This window comes from Reticulibacter mediterranei (assembly GCF_016587455.1).
The window spans coordinates 6548992-6572636 of record NZ_BNJK01000001.1 but is presented as its reverse complement, the minus strand read 5'-3'; the positions used below and the strand labels follow the sequence as shown (position 1 = coordinate 6572636).

16 protein-coding genes are annotated in these 23645 nt (G+C 54.0%); 10 read left to right on the top strand and 6 right to left on the bottom strand.

Annotated elements, in window-relative coordinates:
* The first annotated feature begins 9 nt into the window (after positions 1–9).
* From K3T83_RS28490 to K3T83_RS28460, 7 genes are all read left to right on the top strand, one after another.
* The gene (locus tag K3T83_RS28490; protein WP_220206307.1) at positions 10–975 is read left to right on the top strand and encodes an ABC transporter ATP-binding protein; all 966 of its coding nucleotides are present in this window, start codon (positions 10–12) and stop codon (positions 973–975) included.
* Entirely contained in the window at positions 972–1889 is a 918-nt protein-coding gene (locus K3T83_RS28485; protein ID WP_220206306.1) for an ABC transporter permease, read from the top strand. The genes K3T83_RS28490 and K3T83_RS28485 overlap by 4 nt, the downstream gene beginning before the upstream one ends.
* A gap of 106 nt (positions 1890–1995) precedes the next feature.
* Positions 1996–3708, top strand: a complete 1713-nt coding sequence (locus K3T83_RS28480; RefSeq protein WP_220206305.1) for a DUF8809 domain-containing protein — start codon at positions 1996–1998, stop codon at positions 3706–3708.
* A gap of 147 nt (positions 3709–3855) precedes the next feature.
* A complete protein-coding gene (locus K3T83_RS28475) occupies positions 3856–4830 on the top strand; it encodes an AAA family ATPase (RefSeq protein WP_373324619.1) in 975 nt (324 codons plus the stop codon).
* A gap of 185 nt (positions 4831–5015) precedes the next feature.
* Positions 5016–5915 carry a DUF58 domain-containing protein gene (locus K3T83_RS28470; protein ID WP_220206303.1) on the top strand — a complete coding sequence of 300 codons (900 nt, stop codon included), beginning with the start codon at positions 5016–5018 and terminating at the stop codon, positions 5913–5915.
* 14 nt (positions 5916–5929) lie between these two features.
* Entirely contained in the window at positions 5930–7984 is a 2055-nt protein-coding gene (locus tag K3T83_RS28465) for a vWA domain-containing protein (RefSeq protein ID WP_220206302.1), read from the top strand.
* Positions 7971–10859, top strand: a complete 2889-nt coding sequence (locus K3T83_RS28460) for a glutamine amidotransferase (RefSeq protein WP_220206301.1) — start codon at positions 7971–7973, stop codon at positions 10857–10859. The genes K3T83_RS28465 and K3T83_RS28460 overlap by 14 nt, the downstream gene beginning before the upstream one ends.
* 97 nt (positions 10860–10956) lie before the next feature.
* On the opposite strand, the gene K3T83_RS28455 is transcribed toward K3T83_RS28460, so the two are convergent.
* Positions 10957–11343 (bottom strand): VOC family protein, encoded by a 387-nt coding sequence (locus tag K3T83_RS28455; RefSeq protein WP_220206300.1) that lies wholly within the window; start codon positions 11341–11343, stop codon positions 10957–10959.
* Positions 11344–11487: 144 nt separating this feature from the next.
* On the bottom strand, positions 11488–12285 hold the full coding sequence (locus K3T83_RS28450) for an arsenate reductase/protein-tyrosine-phosphatase family protein (RefSeq protein ID WP_220206299.1): 798 nt from the start codon (positions 12283–12285) through the stop codon (positions 11488–11490).
* A gap of 390 nt (positions 12286–12675) precedes the next feature.
* On the opposite strand from K3T83_RS28450, the gene K3T83_RS28445 reads away from it, so the two are divergent.
* Entirely contained in the window at positions 12676–13650 is a 975-nt protein-coding gene (locus tag K3T83_RS28445; RefSeq protein WP_220206298.1) for an alpha/beta fold hydrolase, read from the top strand.
* Between the two features lie 230 nt (positions 13651–13880).
* Here the strand turns inward: K3T83_RS28445 and K3T83_RS28440 are convergent, their stop codons facing one another.
* Positions 13881–14738 carry a helix-turn-helix domain-containing protein gene (locus tag K3T83_RS28440; protein ID WP_220206297.1) on the bottom strand — a complete coding sequence of 286 codons (858 nt, stop codon included), beginning with the start codon at positions 14736–14738 and terminating at the stop codon, positions 13881–13883.
* A gap of 193 nt (positions 14739–14931) precedes the next feature.
* On the opposite strand from K3T83_RS28440, the gene chrA reads away from it, so the two are divergent.
* The gene (chrA, locus tag K3T83_RS28435) at positions 14932–16206 is read left to right on the top strand and encodes a chromate efflux transporter (RefSeq protein WP_220206296.1); all 1275 of its coding nucleotides are present in this window, start codon (positions 14932–14934) and stop codon (positions 16204–16206) included.
* A 465-nt stretch (positions 16207–16671) separates the two neighbouring features.
* On the opposite strand, the gene K3T83_RS28430 is transcribed toward chrA, so the two are convergent.
* From K3T83_RS28430 to K3T83_RS28420, 3 genes are all read right to left on the bottom strand, one after another.
* Positions 16672–17532, bottom strand: coding sequence for an oxidoreductase (locus K3T83_RS28430; RefSeq protein WP_220206295.1), 861 nt, complete (start codon positions 17530–17532; stop codon positions 16672–16674).
* A gap of 198 nt (positions 17533–17730) precedes the next feature.
* Positions 17731–20925 (bottom strand): winged helix-turn-helix domain-containing protein, encoded by a 3195-nt coding sequence (locus tag K3T83_RS28425; RefSeq protein WP_220206294.1) that lies wholly within the window; start codon positions 20923–20925, stop codon positions 17731–17733.
* Between the two features lie 121 nt (positions 20926–21046).
* Positions 21047–21991, bottom strand: coding sequence for a DMT family transporter (locus K3T83_RS28420; RefSeq protein WP_220206293.1), 945 nt, complete (start codon positions 21989–21991; stop codon positions 21047–21049).
* 106 nt (positions 21992–22097) lie between these two features.
* On the opposite strand from K3T83_RS28420, the gene pdxR reads away from it, so the two are divergent.
* A complete protein-coding gene (gene pdxR, locus K3T83_RS28415) occupies positions 22098–23510 on the top strand; it encodes a MocR-like pyridoxine biosynthesis transcription factor PdxR (RefSeq protein WP_220206292.1) in 1413 nt (470 codons plus the stop codon).
* Positions 23511–23645: the final 135 nt, after the last annotated feature.

Here is a 23645-nt window from a genome sequence, read left to right as displayed (position 1 = left end):
CGCTGCTTTATGGAAGCTACCGATACGGTTATTAAAATACAAAATATCTCCAAGCGCTATCGTACAGTCAACGCACTCAACGACTTTAGCCTTGATATCCCGCGCGGCACGATCTACGGCCTGATTGGTCCCAATGGAGCAGGCAAGACGACCTTGTTGCGCATTCTGGCGGCGCTCATCTCTCCCACGACAGGACAGGTCTGGTTTGAGAATGAGGAAGTGACGAGATCGCCCTCGGTGATTCAGCGCAAAGTCGGCTATATGCCCGATTTCTTCGGGGTCTATCCTGATCTCACCGCCACCGAATACCTCGAATTCTACGCAGGTATTCACGGTATCCCACGCAATAAACATAAACGTGTGATCTCTGATCTGCTCGAACTGGTCGATCTGAGTTCTAAACGCGATGAAATGGTTGAGACGCTCTCGCGCGGCATGAAGCAACGTCTCTGTCTGGCGCGTGCGCTAGTTCACGACCCAGAGGTGCTGTTGCTGGACGAGCCTGCGTCGGGGCTTGATCCGCGCGCTCGCGTCGAACTGCGCGAACTCCTGCGTACCCTGCAAGATATGAAGAAAACCATCGTTATCAGTTCGCATATTTTATTAGAAATGGCGGAAATGTGTAGCGATGTGGCGATTATGCAAGGGGGACGCCTGGTACTCGCCGGCGGAGTTGATACAGTCACACACCGCCTGGGTGGAAGTCGTCAGTTGGAAATTCGCCTGTTAGAGCAGGAACGCGTCTCCGAAGCCATGCAGCTATTAAAAGATATGGCGGAAATCAGCGAGGTAAGCAATGATGAAGGGACAACATTGTTGCAGGCAGAATTCTCCGGCGATGATGCCGCTATGAGCCGCATTCTGGCAGAGTTGATTACGAAGGGTCTTCCAGTCGTCTCCTTCGCTCCTCGGAGCAGCGGCGGACGACTGGAAGACGTTTTCATGAGTATTACAGAAGGAAGCACTATCTCATGACGTTTTTAGCTCTTCTTACCAAAGAACTACGCTTGCGCCTGCGTCGCGAACGTACCATCTGGGTGATTATTATCTATATTCTCCTGATGGGCCTCCTGGGTTGGTTTTATATCTCCCATTTCGGAGGCTACAACGGCTACAACAATAACAATGGCTTGAGCGAAACGGGCGTGAACCTGTACTATCTGCTCTCGATGGTACAGCTTTTCCTGATTATGTACATCACGCCAGCCTTCACCGCAACAGCCGTCAACGGTGAGAAGGAGCGCCAGACCTTCGATATGCTGCTCTGTTCGCGCCTCTCTTCCTTCTCGTTGATCTCTGGCAAGCTCATTGCGGGACTGGTGAACGCCATTCTACTGATTGCGGCCTCCGCTCCACTGTTCAGTCTGGTCTTCTTCTTTGGTGGCATCACACCGGCTCAAATTCTCGCGGCCCTGCTCGTCTATGTTGTCACAACCATCGTTGTTGGCACAGCGAGTCTGTTCTGCTCAACGCTCCTGAGCCGCCCGGCGGTCTCCACTGCCGTCTCTTATATGGCGGTCGTCCTCTGGGTCGTGTTGCCGCTGCTTATCTCGTTTATTCTCCTTGCCTCGTCTGGCTTCATCTCCGCTTTCCTGCTTGCCGCTGCTGGAAGCCAGCCGATGCCGACCAATAGCCAGACCTCGCTGCTCTTTGTCTGGAACCCGGTCACAGCTCTTATCAGCACTTACCCCGGAGCTGGAGGATTGGCAACCTATACAATTGGTAAGATCAGAATAGCACCCTGGCTGGCTTATACAGTTCTTAGCCTGCTCATTACTGGAATCCTGATCATTCTCAGCACGTGGACAGTAAAGCCGAACCCTATGGGACGCCTGCGATCTCACACGCGCAAAGACCCGGAGCCAAAAGAGGCGACTGCGACCGCATAATCGTGCTTTATAGTGTATGCTAGATAAGTAATTGTACAATAGAAGGCATAAAGATACTCAATAGGTAAAGTTTAGTGCGTGCTCCTGGAGAGAAAGGCCGATTTTTATGGCAACACTGACGCCATCGCGCATAGCCGCATTAACTAGAGAAGCTCCCGACGCCGAACAACTCATCGAGGCACTACATCCCTGGCGCAACAGGCTCTCGTTCCAGCAAACCTTTCGCTGGACGATCAGAGGATTTCTCACTGGCTTATTGCTGGCCTGCCTGGTCCTCGTCCTGTCTCGCCTCTTTCCCTGGGCAACTGCTCTCTACTGGGCTATCGGCTGCATTGTTGCCTGCACGCTGATCGGGCTGATTGCCGCGATCTGGTCCCGCCCATCTCTCAGTAGGGCTGCGCGCGTTATAGATAAACGCCTTACACTGCACAATCGCGTTGGAACGGCCTGGGAACTGCGCGAAGAGTCCTCGGCACTGGCCCGGCTGCAACGCCGCGATGCACTGAAGCAGCTTGAGCAGCATACCCCGGCCTCAGCACTTCCTCTTCGCCTCTCGCGTGCAACCCTCATCACTTTCGTAGTTATTGCGGTAGCTCTGACGTTATTGCTGGTCTTACCCAATCCGATGACCGCCGTGCTACGTCAGCAGGCAGCATTTCAAGCTCAGGTTGCCAAACAGGTTGCCACGATTGAAAAGACGCGCCAGGAATTGAAGAACCAGCAAGGTCTCTCGCCAGCCCAACAAAAAGAGCTTGACAAGATCCTGCAACAGCTAGAATCAAAGCTTCAACAGGCCCAAAATCAGAATGAGGCGCAGCAGGCATTGGCCGAAGCACAGGCAAAGCTAGATCAGTTGCGCAACCCACAAACGGCTAACCAGGCACAGGCCAGCGCTGCCGCAGGCTCCACACTGCAAAATAGTTCTAATTCGAGCGCAAGCGCCATTGGCAAGGCACTGTCCAATGGTGATGCCAAAGCGCTTGCCGAGGCACTCAAAAATCTGGCCGACCAGATCAACAAGATGACACCTGAACAGCGCCAGCAGCTTGCTCAACAGATCGAAGCCGCCGCGAATCAGGCAGGGCAAGATCCCAATTTGAGCGCCGATCTGCATCAACTGGCGAAATCTATTGCCGATGGCAATCAGAATGAGATCAACGATGCCATCAAATCGTTGCAGTCAACGGCCTCACAAAACGCCTCCGACCAGACGAAAGATGCTTCGATCACTCAAACCGAACAGAATTTGCAGCAGGTAGCTAACTCTCTCGCCTCTGCAACCGATTCGACGAACACGAGCCAGGCCCAACAAGGTCAGCAGGGTCAACAGGGGCAAACTCAGCAAGGACAGCAAGGGCAACAAGGCCAGCAGGGCCAGCAAGGACAGCAAGGCCAATCTCAACAAGGTCAGCAAGGGCAACAAGGGCAGGCCCAACAGGGTCAGCAGGGTCAAGGACAGCAAGGTCAGCAAGGGCAACAAGGTCAACAGGGTCAGCAAGGACAGCAAAATCAGCAGGGCGGACAGGGACAGGGGAAACAGGGACAGGGGACTGGTGGCACTGGCGGGAACAATGGCGCTGGTACGAATAAGGGCAAGACGGACAGTGTTTTCGTACCAGGACAGACCGGCAACGGGGCCAGCACGCAAAGCACCGACAACAACAATAGCAGCGTCTCGCAGTCCGGTAGCTCCGTTCCCTACTCTCAGGTCATTCAACAATACGGCCAGCAGGCACACGATGCTATCGATAACAGCGATGTATCTCCCGATACAAAAGATCTTGTTCACGATTACTTTAATTCATTAGAAGGACAATAAGCGAACATGGCGAACAAAAACGAAGATGCTTACGGAGTAGAAACTCACGAGGCTCCGGTAGAAGATACAACAGCATCGCAAAACGGACGTGCCTCTGCCAGCACTGCTCAGATCACAGAACCCGACGAGGCCGATATTGCAGAGTTCATGGAGGTCACTCAAAAGCTGGAACAGGAACTCAGCGAGATCGTCGTCGGTCAGGAACGCGTGATCCGTGAACTGTTGCTTGCACTGCTTGCGGGTGGACACGTGCTGCTCGAAGGCGTTCCCGGGTTGGGCAAAACCTTACTTGTACGCACACTGGCCGACGCGCTGACACTAACATTTACGCGCATCCAGTTCACTCCCGACCTGATGCCAGCCGATATCGTTGGCACCACAATTGTTACCGAACAGACCGATGCCAATAGCGGCGGCAGTCGGCGCGTCTTCAGCTTCCATCCCGGCCCGATTTTCGCCAATATCGTGCTTGCTGACGAGATCAACCGGGCCACACCTAAAACACAATCGGCCCTGCTTGAGGGCATGCAGGAACGAACAGTGAGCGTTGGCGACAGAACGCGCCCTCTACCCACACCGTTCTTTGTGCTGGCAACACAGAACCCTCTCGAAATGGAAGGCACATACACGCTCCCGGAGGCCCAGCTTGACCGCTTCCTGCTCAAAATCATGGTCAACTTCCCTAAAGCGGTCGATCTCATGCGCATCATCGACAACACAGTCGGCACACAAACCCTACGCGCGAATTCTGTAGCATCAGGCGATCAGTTATTACGCCTGACGAATATTGTACGAGCAGTGCCAGTTGCCACGCATATCAAAGAGTATGCTGTACGCCTCCTGCTTGCCACGCATCCAGACCAGGAGGACGCGCCAGAAAAAGTACGCAAATACGTTCGCTATGGTGCCAGCCCACGCGGATTGCAAGCCCTGATAATGACGGCGAAGGTGCGCGCCCTGCTGGAAGGACGCTACAATGTTGCTGTTGAGGATCTGCATGCGGTGGCATTCCCGGCACTGCGACATCGCCTCGTTCTCAATTTCGATGGGTTGGCCGATGGCATCACCTCGGAGGAGCTGATCACAACAATTATCGAGGAAGTAGAGGCAGAAGAAGAATAACCTGTCGTGTATGGTAGGAGCGAGGCTTGTCCTCGCCCGTGTCCCTATTACGCGTGTTGTGTACCTCGGGCGAGGACAAGCCTCGCTCCTACCATACACGTCGAGAGATTTACGGTCCATTGGCTGGATGCGCCAATAACGAGATTTATTATATAAGATACAACAACGGATAGGAGCTGAACTCGATGGCCGATGATGCCGGAACCACGCGCTTTCCACTGGATGCCAGCATCTTGCAACGTCTGGACAATCTCGCGCTGCTCACTCGTCGCTCAATGGCGACCGGGCGGCCAGGACGCCGCCGCTCCCCGCTGGCTGGCACCTCGATGGAATTTGCGGATTATCGGCGTTACGCGCCCGGAGACGATTTCCGCCGCATCGACTGGCGAGCTTATGCGCGCCTGGAACGCCTCTTTTTACGCGTCTTCGAGGCAGAAGAGAATATCACCGTTACCATCTTGATAGATTGCTCCAATTCTATGTACGAAGGTACACCGGCCAAGTCGGATCTCGCGATTCAACTGGCCGCTGCCCTGGCCTACGTCGCCTTAAAGTGCGAAGATAACGTGACTGTTGGTGCGCTCACGGATCGTCTCACAGCCCATCGTCGCGCAGGGAGCGGCAAGAGCGCGGTCTGGAACGTGGGAGAATTTTTGACACGCCTGCCACGCTCAGGCAAAACCGATCTGAACAAAGCGCTCTACGATCTTGGGCGCGTCCTGAGCGGTCCGGGACTGACCATTATCATTTCGGACTTTCTGGCAACAGGCGGCTATCAAGTGGGAGTGCGCTCCGTTCGCCAGTTGCGTCAGGAGGTTGCACTGCTTCAGATCCTTTCGCCCGATGAGATAGATCCTGACCTGCAAGGGGAGTGGCAACTTCGAGACAGCGAGGGCGGCGCTCAGGTTGAGGTGAGCGCCTCATCAGCCGTATTGCAGGCATATCATGAGCGCCTCGCCGCCTTTACCGAAGAACTGACAGCTTTTGCTCACGCAAATATGGCAACCTACGCGCTCATACCGAGCGATACCCAGATTATTGATGTGGTTCAACGAGTATTACGCCAGGTAACTCTGGTCAAATAGATAGGACGGGCAGGATGAATCTCCTTGTTCCAGCGGCTCTCGCCTTTGGTTTGATTATTCCTATCATACTGCTCTTCTATTTCATGCGACCAAAACGGCAGGAACGCGTGATCGGTAGTACCTTGCTCTGGCAACAAGCGATGCAGGAACTCCAGGCGAGCCGTCCCTGGCAACGCCTGCGCCTGACACCACTGTTGCTACTCCAACTCATCGCGGCCATCGTGATCGTCCTGGTTCTGACGCGTCCAGCCATCTTCTCTAATAGCCCTGTAAGCGGCGATACCATCGTTATTCTCCAGGCTTCGGCCAGCATGCAGGCTACCGATGTCGCTCCCAATCGCTTTGAGGCCGCGAAAAATAACATTGCCAACTTCATCAGTGATCTCGGCCCCAATGACCGTCTTTCGCTCATCACAATGGCGCTCACGCCGCGAGTTCTGATCGCGGAGGCTCAGGATAAGGGCCAGCTGACCAATGCGCTGCATCGCGCTCAGGTCACGAATCAGGATGCCGATCTGACGCAGGCACTCTCCCTGGCCCTCTCGCTGGCTCAGGGACATGCTCATGCACAAATTCTCGTGGTCGGCGACGGACACGTGACAAACGCCGATCAGAAGATCACGCTTCCGGTTCCTGTGCGTTATCTGCCCATCGGCACCGATGCGCCCAACACGGCGATTCTGGCCTTCGATTCGCGCCCGCTTCAAGGCAAGCTGATTGCTTTTGCCCAGGTCGCGAACTATAGCCGTCAGCAGCGCGCGATACCGATCGAGCTTTACGCCGATAGCCACCTCGTTAGCGTACAAACCATTACGCTCGGCCCCGATGAGCGCGGAACTGTGCAGTGGGGGCCACTGGCCTCCAATACACGCTTTCTCCATGCCCGGCTCGTCACGCAGGATGCGCTCTCTGCCGATCATGAAGCCTGGGCCATTGTGGGCGGATCAATGCGGGGCCGCGTCTTGCTCGTCACGAAAGGCAATCGTTTCCTTGAGGTTGCTTTTGTGCGACAGGCAAACGTCAATCTTTCGGAGATCACCCCAGATCATTATGCGAATCTCGGCACATACGACCTGACGATCTTTGATGGGTACGTGCCGCCAGTTCTGCCGCCGGGAAATATCCTGTTCGTCAATCCTCCACAGGGCAAGTATCTCTTTGGTCAGTCGGGGCAGGAGATTGGTGTCAATCATATCAGTTCGGGCCAGGATGCGCATAATCTACTGACCGATGTTGATCTGAGCAGTATTCATGTGCTGCGGGCCAGCCATCAGTTGACTGCGACCTCGTGGCTGCAACCAGTTATTCAGACGCCACAAACGCCGCTGCTGCTAGCCGGGGAAAACAACAACCAGCGCATCGCCGTATTGAGCTTTGACCTACACAATAGTGATCTGCCGCTGCAACCGGCATTCCCAATCCTGATACGCAATATGACGAACTGGTTCCTCCCGGCTCCAGTGCCAGGAAACGGCCAGGAATCTGCTGGCTCCCTGGTAACCGTACAGACCTGGCCCGGTGCTAATCATATCACCATTACAGGCCCGGATCAACGGGCAACAACGGTAGGACCACCATTTCCTGTTGCTCCCTTCGCTTCCACCGATCAGATTGGCATCTATCAAGTAACGCAGCGGGTGCGAGGTCAGGATCTTCAGGGAGCATTTGTCGTCAACCTCTTTAATCCCGAGCAATCGCGGTTGGCCCCGGCCAGCAGCCTGCCAGTGGTCAATAGCACAACCTTTACCGACAACGGCAACGGCGTATCGCACCAGTTGCGCGAAATCTGGCCCTGGATCGCCGCCTTCCTGCTACTTGTGCTGTGCTTTGAATGGTGGCTCTTCAGCCGCAGCTATCAGGCCAGGACGACACAGAGTACAGAACAGCGCAGATCGCTCGGCACTGTCCGCGTATCAACATCTAAGAAAAACTCGTTGCTGACTCAGTGGCAGGATCAATTACAAGCGCAATATAAGGAAACAAGGAAGCGGGTGGTAAAAGCGACGAAGCGGACCAGAAGCAAACTGAAGAGGCGCTCAGCGAAGGAGGAAAAGCGTGTTAACATTTGAGCAACCATTCTTACTTTTGCTGCTACTCCCGGTCGGCGCGCTGGTATATCTCACCTGGAGGCGCATGTCGCTGCCATTTTCCGCGCCTCAACGCCGTCTTATTCTTGCCTGCCGTCTGGCGCTCTTTACGCTGGTCATTGCAGCACTGGCAGGCGCTTCCTGGTCACAACCAATCTCGCGACAGACGACCATCTTCGTTGGCGATATCTCCTCCAGCACAGCAGGACAGCGCACGTTTATCGAGCAGTGGATCAACTCGGCCATCCAACATAAGCGGCCCGACGATCAGGTAGGTATCATTGCTACCGGTAGCAATGCCCTGGTTGAGCAATCGGTCCAATCGCATGTAGACTTCTCGCATTTTGAATCAACCCCTGATACCAACTATACCGATCTCGCTGCTGGATTGCGCCTGGCCTCGGCGATCATGCCATCGGATAGTATGCGCCACGTAGTGCTGCTCACCGATGGACAGCAAAACCTGGAAGATGCCATGCAGGAGGCACAACTATTGCAGCAGCAGGGTATCCGTCTCGACATAGTGCCGTTGCCAGCCGCAAAAAACGTTGAAGCCCGGATCAACGATATCAGCGCGCCAACAGAGGTGCGGACAAACGAGCGCTTTGTCCTGCACGTCAAGCTCTATACCAACGTCGCCCAGACCTCAACGTTGCGCGTCTATCTCGATCAGAAGCTCATCTCACAACAAAAAGTCACGCTCGCCGTTGGGGAGCAGGAGGTCAGCATCAACCTGCTCGCGCCTCCGCCCGGCTTCCATACATATCGCGTGACGCTGGAAGCCGGAGCCGATACTATCGCACAGAATAACGAGGCCGCAACTTATGTCAACGTACAGGGACCGCCCCGCGTGCTGGTCGTTGAGGGCAAACCGGGCAGCGGGCAGAATATCATCGCTGCTCTCAAAGCGACAAAGATCGATGTAACTGTTGGCACGCCCAACGACGTTCCTACCACGCTCGACGGACTCGCCCCCTATAGCGCCGTCATTCTGGCCGATGTTCCTGCTCTCGCGCTCGGCAACACCCGCATGGCAACGCTACAAGCCTATGTGCGCGATCTTGGGCGCGGCTTGGTGGTCAGCGGAGGTGAGAACAGCTATAGTCTGGGCGGCTACACCAACACGCCGCTCGAACAAACGCTGCCGGTCAGCATGGATGTTCCACAGCATAAGGATACGCCGAGCATCGCCGTCGTGTTGATCGTCGAGAGCCTGGAAAGCGATATCACCGTCAATATCTCCAAAGAGGCGGCCAAAGGTGTTGTCAATTTGCTGACACCACGCGATCAGGTGGGCATCTCTTCAGCATATGGCAGCCTGACGATCCCGATGCAATACGTGAAGGATAAGGCATCGATTGATAAGCAGATTGATTCGATGAACCCGGACGATCCGGGCAGTTATAACCCGGATCTGAGCAATGCGGAACAGGTCTTGCTCCACACCAATGCCAAGATCAAACATGTTATTCTGCTTGGTGACGGTGACGCCTTCGACAATTACGCGCCCCAGGTGATGAAGATGGCGAAGGAGAATATCACGGTTTCAACGGTCGAAACCAATGCGGCCAGCGTCGATGAATTGAACACCATGATTAATATCGCCAACTGGGGACGGGGCCGCTTCTATCGTGCCGACGATCCCAGCAGCATTCCCCAGGTGTTGCTCAAAGAGACCGAGCGAGCAGCACGGCGCACTGTCATCAACGAGTCGTTTGTCCCGGCAGTCGTGACACAACACCCCGTTCTGACCGGCCTGAACACTCTGCCCGATCTCAACGGTTATGTGGCAACGACACCCAAGCCGAATGCACAGATGGTCCTGGTGAGCCATCGCGACGATCCGGTGCTGGCGGTCTGGCAATATGGCCTGGGACGAGTCGTGGCCTGGACGAGTGATGCGCTGGGTCTCTGGACGGGCCACTGGCTCCAATGGAAGGAGGATGCGCACTGGTGGGCAAATCTCGTCACCTGGACGCTCCCGTCGCCCGATAGCGCGCTCAACATTAATAGCAAAGTCATCAACGGCAGGGGGCATCTGACCGTCGATCTGCCTGCAAACACGGCGGCAAATGCCGGAAACAAACAGCAGGTTCAGGCACGTATTGTCCCGCCTAACTATCTCGACAATCCAGGTGCCTCGAACCAGACGGTGAACCTGCAACCAACCGCACCTCAGCGCTGGGAAGGTGATTTTCCGGTTCCTCAGCCGGGAGCCTATCTCATCCAGGTGACATGGAAAGATCAAAAAGGGTCCGGACAACTTCAGGCCACAACCGGCATGATCGTGCCATACTCGCCCGAATTTAAGACGGTCGGTACAGACACACAATTCCTCAAGCGACTGGCTCAAGCTGGCGGCGGCTCGCTGCTCAATCCCAACGATATAGCGGCGGCTTTCAGTCAAAACCTCATGCCAGTAACAGCCGCGCTTCCGATTACCTTCCTGTTGCTGGCATTGGCGGCCCTGCTCTTGCCTATCGACATCGCCACGCGACGACTCTCCAATCTAGAGTTCCTGACGCTAGGTTATCGCTGGCTCATGGGTCTGCTCAATCCAGCGGCCAAAACCATTGCTACCTCTGCCGGACAACTGACGGAAGGCGCTCTTGGCACGTCGCTTGGTACTCTGCGCACACAACGCAAAGCCAGGCGCGGAGAGGCTTTGCGCCAGATGAGACAGGTAAGCAAAGAGCCACCGCGCACTGGCACGTCCTCGGTTAAAGAAACCAGAGAAACGCCACCAGCCACGCCTGTCGCTACATCAACGGCAACCGAGACAAAGTCAGATGTTTCTGTTGCCGAACAGCTGCTAGAGGCCAAACGCAAGCGAGGCTCAAAAAAATCATCGTCGTAATCTCATGCGATTGAAGAAATTTCGAGGGCATCATGAGATTCATGATGCCCTCTGGTAATCGAGCAAAGCCATCGGATCTTTCCGAGCCAGCAGGTCGTTAGGGGCGAGGTAGGAATCCCGCTGGCTCAAACAGTTCAATGAGGTTGCCTGAGGGATCTTCAATCCAGATTTGCTGGCCTCCTGGCCCTCTGACAATGCCATCTCGACGGAAGGGCACTCCTGCCTGTTTGAGCGTCTCCATCATGGCTGGTAGATCCTCCACATCAATGACCACGCGATTCCAGCCACCAGGGGAAGGGTGCTGTCCGTCAGGTAGAGGGCGCGCACCAGAGCTTTGTGGGCCGCTGAGCAGGAGATGGAGATCTCCTCGTGCTACCAGGGCCATCGCCGGACTCGCGTTGTGTTCCAGGGTAAATCCCAAATGGCGCGTGTAGAAGTCAATTGCTTGATCGACATCCTTAATCATATAGCGAATGCGTGCCATATCTTTTTCCTTTCCTTCAAAAAACATACTCCTTCGATGGGTCCGACAAGAACCTCTCCCCCGGTTTGACGAGGTTGCGGTCCTACTTGTCCTGCTCGCCATCAGCTCTTCTCGTCTCCAGCCCGCAGCGGGGTTGAAAGAAGCTTAGCTGACGGCCTTCTGTCCCGAGACAGTCTCCCGGCGCTCTTGCTCCAGCAAGGTGAGCAGCAACCGAATGCGCACGTCCAACTGGCTAGCCACCTGCTCAAAGACCTGTTGACGCTCCGCTTCCGATCCTTCTGCCTTATTAGGATCAGGCAAGCTCCAATGACTCAGCGAAGAGTCTGACCAGGTGGGACACCGCTCACGCACCCGATCACAGAGCGTGATCACACGATCAAATGGCTGCCCCCTAAACACCTCCAGAGATTTGGGCACAGACTGGCTCATCTGGATACCCCATCGGGCAAGTGCGCCGATCGCCAACGGATGAACAACTGGGCCAGGATGACTCCCGGCACTGGATGCCTGAACCTGTCCCTGGCTCAAGTGCCCCACCAGCGCCTCAGCCATCTGAGAGCGGGCGCTGTTGCTCGTACAGAGAAACAGGAGGCGTGGTGGGGGACCATCAAAGTGCCATTGCGTGCGGCTCTCTGGAGGGATTGCTTCTCCAAGGCTCGGATGGAGGCTCGACGATGCTTCCAGGTAGAGCATGTGCAAGCGTTGCAGGTCCAGGCTATAGTAAAATGAGCGCTCATCAGCAGTGCTGCGTCGTTCATGAACGAGACCCGCCTGACGGAGCTGACGTAAGTGGTAGGACACCAGATTGAGTGGCTGCTTCACCTGCGCGACGAGTTCAGCCACACGATAATCACTCTGCGTAAGCCGTTGGAGTAAACTCCACCGCAGATCATGTGCCAGCAGCTTGAGAACCGATGGCGCTGGTTGTTCCATCGTCTGCATTTTCATTTTCCTCCAATCCTATTTGAAGCAATTCAATTTAATAAAACTATACCCGAGAGTGATTAACAAGTCAAGAGAGAAGGGTTTTGTCTCTGACCTTGCCTTTTTGAGGGAACATGCTATAGCTTTATCAAATGCATTTGCTTCAAATAGGGCTGTAGAAATAAGAAAATCCTGTTGGATGATCCTTCGGCAGCTCCATCGAACAAAAACGAGTGTGCAAGTTGCCTGAAATCGCAAGAATTTCCTAGCTCGTCCGTAACAAGTAGGGTATTCTAGGACTACGTCAAAGCAGACAGTATTTCAGCTTTCGTAAGCAATCGCAAAGGAGCAGAGGAACCTCATTTTTCAACCATACATGAAGAAGACTCAAGAAGGAAAATGAAAAAGATGACAACCGTTACCCATCGCTTCATTGAGACCAACGGCATTCGTATACATATAGCAGAAGCAGGAGAAGGGCCGCTCGTTCTGCTTCTACACGGCTTCCCCGAATCCTGGTACGCCTGGCGTCATCAGTTAACGGCTCTGGCCCAGGCAGGCTATCACGTTGTCGCTCCTGACCAGCGCGGCTATGGACAGACGGACCGTCCTTCCCAGATCGAGCAATATACGCAACTGCACCTCACCGGTGATATCGTTGGCCTGCTCGACGCACTTGGGGAACAGCAAACCGTCGTGGTAGGACACGACTGTGGAGCCTTCACCGCCTGGGACCTTGCCCTGCTACGACCCGACAGGGTCCGAGGAGTAGTTTCATTGAGCATTCCTTATGCTCCGCGCGGTCCGGTGAGTATGCTTACTGCCATGCGCTCAACGCTAGGCGAGGACTTCTACATGGTCCGCTTCCAACAGCCTGGCAAAGCTGAAGTAGAACTAGAACGTGATGTCCGCACCAGCATCCGCAGCACTTTCTTCTCGCTATCAGGCGATGCCCTTGCCGAAGGCAATACGGCACAGCCAGTGGTGGCACAAGTAGGAGGACTTCCGAATCTCGTGCAAGCTCCCAAAACTTTACCTTCGTGGTTAACTGAACAGGATCTTGATCACTATACTGGCGAATTTGAGCGAACGGGCTTCGCTGGAGCACTCAATTGGTTCCGTACTATCGACAAGAGCTGGGAGCTGATGGCAGCATGGACAGGTGTTCCAGTCCTCTCACCTGCTCTTTTTATTGCTGGAGAGCGGGACGTGGCAATCGACCTTCCGGGCAGTCGAGAATTGATAGCTAACATGCAAGCCTTCGTTCCCAATCTCAAAGAGGTATTGTTGCTACCAGGCTGCGGCCATTGGACGCAGCAAGAGCGCCCTACAGAGGTAAATGCAGCGCTCATTGAATTCCTGGAAGCTCTTCCTGAGAAATAATCAATCCCCTGCAAGGGCCGATTGATCATGCTTGTCGTCAGCTTGTTGGGTGGACTCATGGACATGATCAATTGGTTCCTACCGAGTTCTCGTTCATACGCCCAATCTGTTCCTGCTTGAACTTAACAGTCGAATCACACAGCCATGCCAACGATCCGCATCCCGTTAATTTTCCTCAGAGTAATCCTATCCTCATCTGTTTCTATTTTAGTGAGTTTCTTACAGGCTGACTAGGAAAATCTTGCGGCTTTGCGGTAGTTTGCCGGTGTCATCATGTAGTGGTGCTTAAACTGCTGGGTGAAATGTGATTGATCAAAAAAGCCGGTTTCACTGGCCACATAGCCTATATCGTACCCCTGCGCCAGTAATGTCCTGGCGCGTGCCAGGCGCAACCGAATCTGATAGGCATGGGGAGGCAGGCCAACCGTCTGGCGGAAGATATGGGCGAGATGAAAGGGACTCAATTTCACCTCCGCAGCCAGCTCTTGCAATGCCACCTCCTCGGCGTAGTGCGCTTGCAGATAGTCCTTCGTGCGCTTGACGGCTGAGTGCTCCCGACCTAACCGAGGAAGCGCTCCAGCGTCTTTGGCATGCACACGCAGCAACGGAGCAAACAGGGACAACAGCGCCTCCTCCTGTTGGAGGCGAGAAGCCGGAGCCTGCGACCTGACAGCCAGGTCACGCAAGGCCCGACTCAAAGACGGATCAAAAAGGGGATGACTGGGAAAATGGGGCAAGCCCTTCTCCCAGTGTAGCATCTCAGTGACGAACTGTTGTAGCCAGGCCGGATCAATAAAAAGATGATGGTAGGTGACGTCTTTGGTCTGGCTGGTCCAGATTTCTCCTGGCTCTATTACAGAGAGCGTTCCATCGACGGCCCGGCCACTGAGACGAGTATCTCGATATTGGAAGTCTATTGCCCCTGACTGCCCGCAGACAATCAGGTACTCCTGAGTCAAACACTGGTGAGAGGGAGTGGAGACGGCAACACCCTGGAAAAGTTCGAGCTGTTTGAGCTGCCATGGTCGCCACACCGTGATGCTACCTTTGACCGCCTCACGCCCTGCTCTCGCTTTGAGAAGTCTCATCGACACATTGCTCCTTTCTCAAGCTTCTGAACAAGCATGCTCATGCTCAGCTCCTTGCAACAGTCTCCCGGCGCTCTTGTTAAAGGACTATATCTGAGTGTAATTAAAAAGTCAAGAGAGTCTGACCTTGCCTTCTTTGAGGAGACATGTTATATTTTTATTAAATACATTTGCTTCAAATGAGATTGGAATAATGAACGATACATCTGAACAGGGGTCTCTCCCAGAGGAAAACCCTTCTTTCGACAAAGTGGAGCACAATAAAGATGCCGTACGCCCTGGACCACCTGGATCTTTTTGGGAAGTGCTGCTCGTCTTTACGAGGTTGGGCCTGACCTCCTTTGGTGGTCCTATCGCTCATCTGGGCTATTTCCGAGAGGAGATTGTGGTCCGCCGCAAGTGGGTGGACGAGCAGAATTTTGCGGACCTGCTTGCCTTGTGTCAGTTCTTGCCTGGCCCTTCTAGTAGCCAGATGGGTATTGCGTTAGGGATGACGCGTGCAGGTGTATGGGGAGGACTCGCGGCCTGGCTCGGCTTTACTCTCCCTTCCGCCATCGCACTCACCATCTTTGCCTATATCACCAGAGGTATCCATGGAATCACTCAGGAGGGATGGCTCCATGGGTTGTTGGTGGTTGCTGTCGCGGTGGTAGCGCAAGCTGTTTGGGGTATGGCAAAGACACTCTGCCCTGATCGTCCACGAGCAACGATAGCAATTTTAGCTGCCATCGCCATCCTCCTGTGGCCTGTTGCCATTGGACAAATCATGATCCTTGCTGTGGGAGGACTCATCGGATGGCGGTTTCTTCGGACAACAGAGAGCACGAAACCGGCTATGCTCCCACTCAAGGTATCACGACGATTGGCGGTGTGCTGCTGGGGACTCTTTGTTGTCCTCCTGGTCGGGCTACCAGTGCTTCGTCTGGTGATCCACGTGCAGGGACTCGCCCTCTTTGACACTTTTTTTCGGGTCGGTTCCCTCGTCTTTGGTGGCGGACATGTGGTGTTGCCGCTCTTGCAGCGGGAGGTGGTGCCGGCTGGCTGGGTGAATAACGACCAGTTTTTGGCAGGCTATGGAGCGGCGCAGGCGGTTCCTGGCCCCCTTTTCACCTTCTCAGCCTACCTGGGAGCGGTAAGCTCACCTGCCCCCAACGGATGGTTTGGGGCGTTGATTGCCCTCGTCGCGATGTTTCTCCCTTCGTTCTTCTTCGTGATTGGTATATTGCCATTCTGGAATCATCTTCGCTCCATCAAATCCTTTCAATCAACGTTGCGTGGTATTAATGCCGCTGTGGTTGGTATTCTGCTGGCTGCCCTCTATCAACCTATTTGGACGAGTGCGATTCACGCTCCAGTGGATTTTGCCCTGGGCCTCCTGGCGTTTGGGCTGCTGGTGATCTGGAAAGTGCCACCCTGGATAGTGGTGGTCCTTTCCGCTCTGCTGGGTGCTGGCGTAAGCTTGCTGTAACAAGGTGGTTCCTACTTTGTGGCTGGCGATGGTGATCTTATACCGATTTCAAATGGCCGTGTACCAGCAAGAAGGGTAGAAAGGTTAGGTCAGTTGCTACCGCCTAGCTCCTGTTCTATATTAGAAGATAACAGTCTAAAAGTGTGTAGAGCCTGTGAAAGCAAATCTTTTACTGTAGGGCACCATCAAGAGGAATATTTATGCTTAAAGGGTCACTGATATTTTTGTTGATAGCGTTCTCTTTCTCAATTAGTAGTGGAACGCATGTAATCCCTGGACCCTGCCTGATACCCGAGAATAATATCGTGGGCTACGATGCCATCCCTCCCCCAGAATTGGGGATCTCCCCCTTTCGTAGTCGAGCGATGTATCGCTCGACTACGAAAGGGGGAGATCACTGGGTTCGTTTGTCAAAATTCATTGTTGCGCAACTACAATATTTGTTATACAAATCTAAAATTGTATTTATTCCACAGCGGGAAACGCAGTAGCGATAGTTGTTGCTTCCCATGCATCCAGTTCTTGCATCATTCCGGCAAGCTTTTTCCGTATCATGTCCAACGCGTCCGCGCCAAGAACCAGACGCAAGGGAGGCTGGGCAACTTCGGTGATCTTGATCATTGCCTGGGCAGCAAGCGCGGGATCGCCCGGTTGCTGTCCGTCGATATGCTGCTTCGTCCAACCAACCACCATTCCGCTTGTTTGCGCATAGTCCTCAATCTGTTTCTGCGCGACCTTTAACGAACGTCCGGTGAAGCTGGTGCGGAACAGGCCCGGCTCAATGAGGGTGATATGGATGCCCAGCGGCGCAACCTCCTGGGCCAGCGCTTCGGACAGCCCCTCAACAGCAAACTTGGTGGCGTCATACATACCCATACCCATAGTACCCACAACACCACTGAGCGACGAGAGCATCAGAATGTGCCCATGACGCTGCTTGCGCATGATAGGAAGAACAGCACGTGTCACATTCAGTACACCAAAGACGTTTGTATCGAAGATCTGGCGCGCTTCTGCATCGTCAGCCTCCTCGACGGCTCCGAACAGGCCATAGCCAGCGTTATTAACCAGCACGTCGATTCGTCCAAAGCGCTCCACCGCCTGAGCAACCGCCGCACGAATTTCCTGCTCATTGGTCACATCCAGGGGTAGTGTCAACAGATGATCGAGATAGCGGGCACTCAAATCCTGCAATTGTTCCAGGTGACGGGCGGTTGCCACCAGATGCTCTCCATGCGCTAACACTGCTTCGGCCAGCGCCCGACCAAATCCGGCTGAACTTCCAGTAATAAACCAGACACGAGCGGCATCATTTATTTGAGACATTTTTTCCCTTCCTATTTCACAACCTCGCCAGAACATCATCTGGCCTGGCAAGCTTTCAGTTTGTTCTATCAAGACACTCTGTATGCTTTCTCTCTTGCGTCTGTGGAAAGTATAGCCGAGCAGAGATGAGCGCAAACCCTCCCTGCGGGTGGTTCTACGGGTGGTTGTGAGGAAGGTCTGAATAGCGCGGAAAGAGAACTAATCAAGTTTCATAAGTCGCGCTATACTGCTCGCTTGCAGACGATTGTTGACGCCAAGCTTGCGATAGAGATGCTTCACGTGATCCTTGACGGTATTGACAGATACAATCAATTCATCTGCTATCTCTTGATTGCTGCACCCGGCCGCCAGCAGCCGCAGCACGCGCCGTTCCTGAGATGAGAGCGGCTCAAACAGTAGCCCGTCATCAGCAGAAGATGCAGGGGAGCCTGGGGATAGCGCAAATGCACGCAGGACGGTTTGGAGATAAGAGCGCAAAGAGTTATCCTCGATGCTGGAAAGTAGAGAGCGCAGAAGACGGACCAGCGGCTCACCTTCATTCACAAAGAGACGTAGAAAGCCTTCAGCCTTCGCGACTATAAGAATTTTACGGAGTAGCCGTTGAGCAGGTTGACTTTGTTTGCAAGCAGCATAAGCCAGCACCATCAGTAATTGTATTTCTAGGGCGTAGTAGCGATGCTCCTGTACCATCGCATCGGAAAGCAGGCGCTCAAGCAGAGGTAGCGCCTCCTGCGCTTTCTCTTGAGCAAGCGACAGGCGAACCTTCAGGATACTCGTCTCCAGGGTATGGATGAAAGGAAGCTTCTCTTGATCGAGCAGTTGAACCTCCAGATAGTGCTGAACGGCCTCCAGATCGCCTGTTGCAAGCAAGAGACGCCCCCACCAGCCAAGAGCAAATGGCAATATTTCCAGCACGCCAACCGTTGAGCTTTGCTGAAAGCGTGCAAGCTGTGCTGTGAGTTGTCCAAGGGCTTCGGAGGCCTGCCCCTGTGCATACTCGATCAGTGCCAGTTGGAAAGTGATGCGCTCCTGCAATTCCTGTTTCTGATGCAGAGCAAAATGGATGTGCTCGGCAGCTTCCTGTACCTGTTGCTCTACAGTGGCAAGCTCATTCCATTCAAACGCCAACGAGGCCAGGCCAAGCAACGAATCGGCGATCAATTCATGATCTCCCTGCTCCCGCGCATCGATAAGCACCTGGCGATACACCTCTTGAGCATGCCGAAATTCGCCTCGAAGCAGATAGCTTCGACCCAACGACAAACTGATCTGACGGGTGAGATAGCCATAGCGCAAAGCCTGACTGCGTGCTTGCGCATCAAGTATGAAGCGTTGCGCATCCCCCGGGAATCCGGCAAGGAGCCTCTCCATGCCAACGAGCAACAGGCAGGTACTATGCCACAATTGAATGCGGACATCCAGATCTTCTTCTGGAAGCAGGGCCAATGCCTCGCGCGCATACGCTACCGCCTGAGAAAAGGCCCCATGCTCCAACACACTAAGTGCCCGGAGCGCAGGGATTGCACCAAGCCAGGACCAATTTTCCTGAGAGCGCCAGCCCTCCTCAGCCATCTGAAGCAATAGCTCAACACGCTCACCAACGTTTTCGGGCAATGCAAGCGCTTCGGAGGTTGAGCTAGCTTCTTGAGAAGCCTGATATGCAATGCCATAGATGAAACAGAGCATCGGACGCTCTCGCAGCTTTGCTTCAGGGATCGATGCTAGCCAGCGCAACAGCGTCTCCGGGTCGTAGACGGGTTCCTGTGCCGCCACCAGTTCAATTAACCGCGCAACCCGCTCTCTATCATGGGCAAGCAGAGCCGCTTCGACGGCATCGGGGAGCATGTCCTGTTGCTCATACCAATCGCTCGCACGCAGCGATAACAGGGCAAACGTCTCTGACCCAAGACGACGGCTGGCCTCGCGCCGCATAGCTTCAGCAAAGAGGAGATGATAGCGATACCATGATCCATCCAGCGCTTCCAGAAATATCCCCGCCTGCTCGACCATTGCCAACTGCGCTTCGCTATCTTCTCCCCCGGTCATAGCGTCACACAGTGAGCCATTCAAACGGCGAGGGATGCTGGTTTGTAAGAGAAAAAGTTGCATCGGCGCTGGCTGTGTATCGAGAATCTCGGTCACAAAATAATCAAGCAAGGCGCGATGTTGGAAGGAAGAGGAATCGGAGTGCTCGCTCAGTGAGAGAAGCGCCTGCTCGACGGCGGCTTCGCCTTTTCCTTGCAAGGTCAGAGCCAATAAACGTAGTCCCGCAGCCCAGCCCTCCAGCACGACATCCAGTTGCAGTAGGGACGCAGCCGAGAGTGTGATTGGTAAGGCTTGATAGAGAAACGCGATCGTCTCTTCAGAAGAGAAGCGCAGATCGGTGAGATGCAGTTCGTAGATCTCTCCTCTGGCCCGGCGACGCACTAGTGAGAGAGGCGGCTCCGAGCGCGAGAGGAGCAACACATGTACTGTCTTTGGCAGATGATCGATAAAAAAGGCCAGCGCCTCATGGATATGCTGGTCTGTGATGACATGGTAATCATCCAGCACCAGCAGACCGCCCTGCACAACACATCGCACAAGATCGTTGAGCAAGTGTGTCAGCACTTTCTCCATTTCGGTAAAGGCGAAGGGGAGCGGCACAATAGAGGAGAGATATGCCAGCGTCGCCTGACTATCCCCTCCATGCAATGGCTGACAGGCCGCAATCACATAGCGCCAGAAGCGGAACAACTCGTTATCACCAGCCTCCAACGAGATCCACGCCACCAGAGGAAAATCCTGTTGGGTGACACGCGAGGCAATCCATTGATTGACCAGCGTTGTTTTCCCGAAGCCTGCCGGCGCTTGAAGGAGCGCCAGCCCTGGAGCGGTGGGGAGAATCATGGTATCTAGACGAGCCAGTAGGCGTGAGCGTTCCACCAGTAGATGAGGCAAGCGTGGAGGCGAGAGCTTGGAGGCAAGCAACGGCGTGTGTGCTTCCACATTTGAATGCACAGGTTGCTTGTGTATCTGCTGCTTTGCTTTCACCGATTGCCCTGATTTTACAGCCGATGGAGGCTCTGAGCGTTGCGATAGCAAGGCAAGGGCTGTCTCTTCCAGATGGAGTAGAGAAAGCGCGGCGTTCCGACCAAGATAGCGCTTACGTGTACGCCCGGATTGCCTGCTATATGCGTACCAGTAGCCGTCCCCCCGTGATCGCGCCTCTTTGACGACACTGAGATGTCCAGCCCGTCCCTCAAAAGCAAACGCAGCCTGCCCCTCCACCCAGGCGAACCATTCCGGCTCATCTTCCTGCCGAAAAGCGCGCAGGTTGCGTCCCTCCTTTGTAAGTTCATACTGCTGTTGCGCTTCTGACCAGACGAGCGCGTATAAAGACGGCTTCGGCATACATCCTTTACTCTTCTGTTGCTTACGTGGAAATCGCCCTCAATCACCCAACAAACGATCACCCAACATCGCTGAGTATAGCAGACTTACCCCCAACAGAAAAGTTGTTTCCCTGAAACCTCTATCTTGGTTGTTCGGACACCTGGGCCGCAGTATAGATAGCCTCGTGTATCTCAGGCTCAGGTTGTTGCTGTACACGCGCGATCAGGATGATTGCCAACAATACGCACACGCCTCCTACAACATGAGACCATGCAAACGGCTCGCCCAACACGACATACGACAGCACTACAGCACTGACCGGCGCAATACCTGTAAATACGCCAGCAGTGGTCGCAGAAACCTTCACCACCGCCTGATACCAGAGCAAGTATGCTCCGACCGTCCCAATTAGCCCGTAATAGGTAATCTCTCCCCAACCCATCAGCGGGACCGCTGCAAAGTCAAAATTGAGCGATTGATATATGGCTACAGGCAAAAAGAGTAGAAAGCCAAAGCAGCTTGTCACACAGGCAAGGGCCAGCGGCGAAACTCTCCCTGCTGTCGTCTTGCTCAGGGCCGACCAGAGCGATTCACCTATTACAGAACCAACAATTAGCAGGTTTCCGAGCAGATTTCCCGCCTGCTGATCTCCTCCGGTCTGACCATTCATAATCATCATGCCAACCACGACCAGCCCTATACCAAACCATTTGCTCCACGATAAGTGTTCGCGCAAAAACAGGAATGAGATCAGACCAATAACAGCCGGGACCGTTCCTGAGATAATCCCGCTCTCCGCCGCGCTGGTCAGCTTCAAGCCATAGAGCAGAAAGATCGTATAGAGAAAATTGCCCGTCAGCGATTGGAAAAACAGGATCAGCAGGTCTCGCTTCTCGATACGAGGAAATCCATTTACACTTTTCAATAGCAGCACCAGTAAGACCAGCGAGGCCAGCCCAAAACGGAGCGCTGCCGCCAGAAACACCGGAAAGCCAACTGTAATCATCTTGCTCAGAGCGATATTGCTACCAACGATGACCATAGCACCGGTCAACTGGATATACGCAATCATATTTTTCTTCATAACTTCTCCCTTCTCATTAAACACATAGATAAGATAGCATGAGGAAGTGGTAGAATGTAGAACCACTTTTTATCACTTTTGAGAGTACCAGTTTGAGGGAGAGGCAATGCTCTGGATACCAGTTGACAGGACGGCAGAAAAACCCTTGATTCGTCAGGTGTATGATCAAATACGCCAGCAGATTTTACATGGAGAGCTACACGCAGGCGACAGGCTTCCCTCTACACGTGAACTGGCTGAGGATATTCACGTTTCGCGCAACGTGATTCTAGAAGCGTACGATCAATTGCTGGCCGAGGGCTATATCGAGAGTCGGCGCGGCTCCGGTACATATGTGGCAGAGGGAGCGTCGTTCGCATTTGCCGAAGCAGACATTCCACAACCAGCCGCTGCTTCTTTTGCCTCATCAGCTCAGAAAAACAGCGATATCATCAATTTTCGTTCGGGGCTGCCTGCCCTCGATCATTTCCCGCGCAAGCTTTGGAGCCATCTTACACAACAGATCTATCAGCAGGCCGACGCGTCCCTCTTTGGCTATGATAGCCCGGAAGGTCGCCTCGAACTGCGCCAGGCACTCTCGCGCTATCTATTGCGGACGCGTGGCGTGCGCTGCTCATTAGACCAGCTCCTAATCACAACCGGCGCGGCCCAGGCATTTTCGCTGTTGACAAACCTGTTGCTTACGCCAGATAGCCGGGTGATCGTCGAAGATCCCATCACCAACGAAGTACAAACGATCTACACACGCTCAGGGGCCACACTCGTTCCAGTTCCGGTAGATATGCACGGCATACAAACCGACCTGTTGCCAGCAGACGAGCGAGCCGCATTTGCCGTCGTCACACCTTCTCACCAGTACCCTCTCGGCAGCATCTTGCCGATTCAGCGGCGCATCGCCCTCATCAACTTTGCACGCGCCACCGATTGCTATCTTGTGGAGGACGATTACGATAGCGAATTTCGCTATAGCGGCCCTCCCGTTAGCTCGCTGCAAGGACTGGACCCCGAACGTGTCATCTATATTGGCACATTTAGCAAAATCCTCTCCCCGGCACTACGGATCGGCTATATGATTCTCCCATCTTCGCTGATCACATCGAGCCGCCAGACCAAGCGCCTTAGCGATCTTCACTCGCCCACGCTTGATCAACTGGTGCTGGCCCGCTTTATCGAGGAGGGACATCTCGAACGCCACATCATGAAAATGAAACGGCTCTATCACAAGCGCCGCGATACCCTTATCAGCAGCTTGAACCATACTTTCGGCAAGCTAGTCCAGATCGAGGGCGAATCGACCGGGCTACACCTCGTTGCAGCATTTCCAGGGATCAATTTCACCGATACCGCGATAATGCAGGCGTTGGAGCAAACTGGCGTTCAGGTCTACCCGGTAGAGATACATGCAGTCCACACGGGATACCATAGTCATCAAATTGTACTGGGCTATGGGAATTTGACGGAAGAAGAGATCATCGAAGGGGTAAAAAGAATCGCACACGCGCTACAGGCTGAGGTATAAACACAACAATGTTGTACTGCTCTTTTCGCTTCTCCCGTTTTACATAAGTCTATATGAAAAAGTGATTGAAAAAGCCCGTCAATCAAGCGAAATATGGTATGCTATGAATAGAATAAGAGAAAATAATGGAAGGAT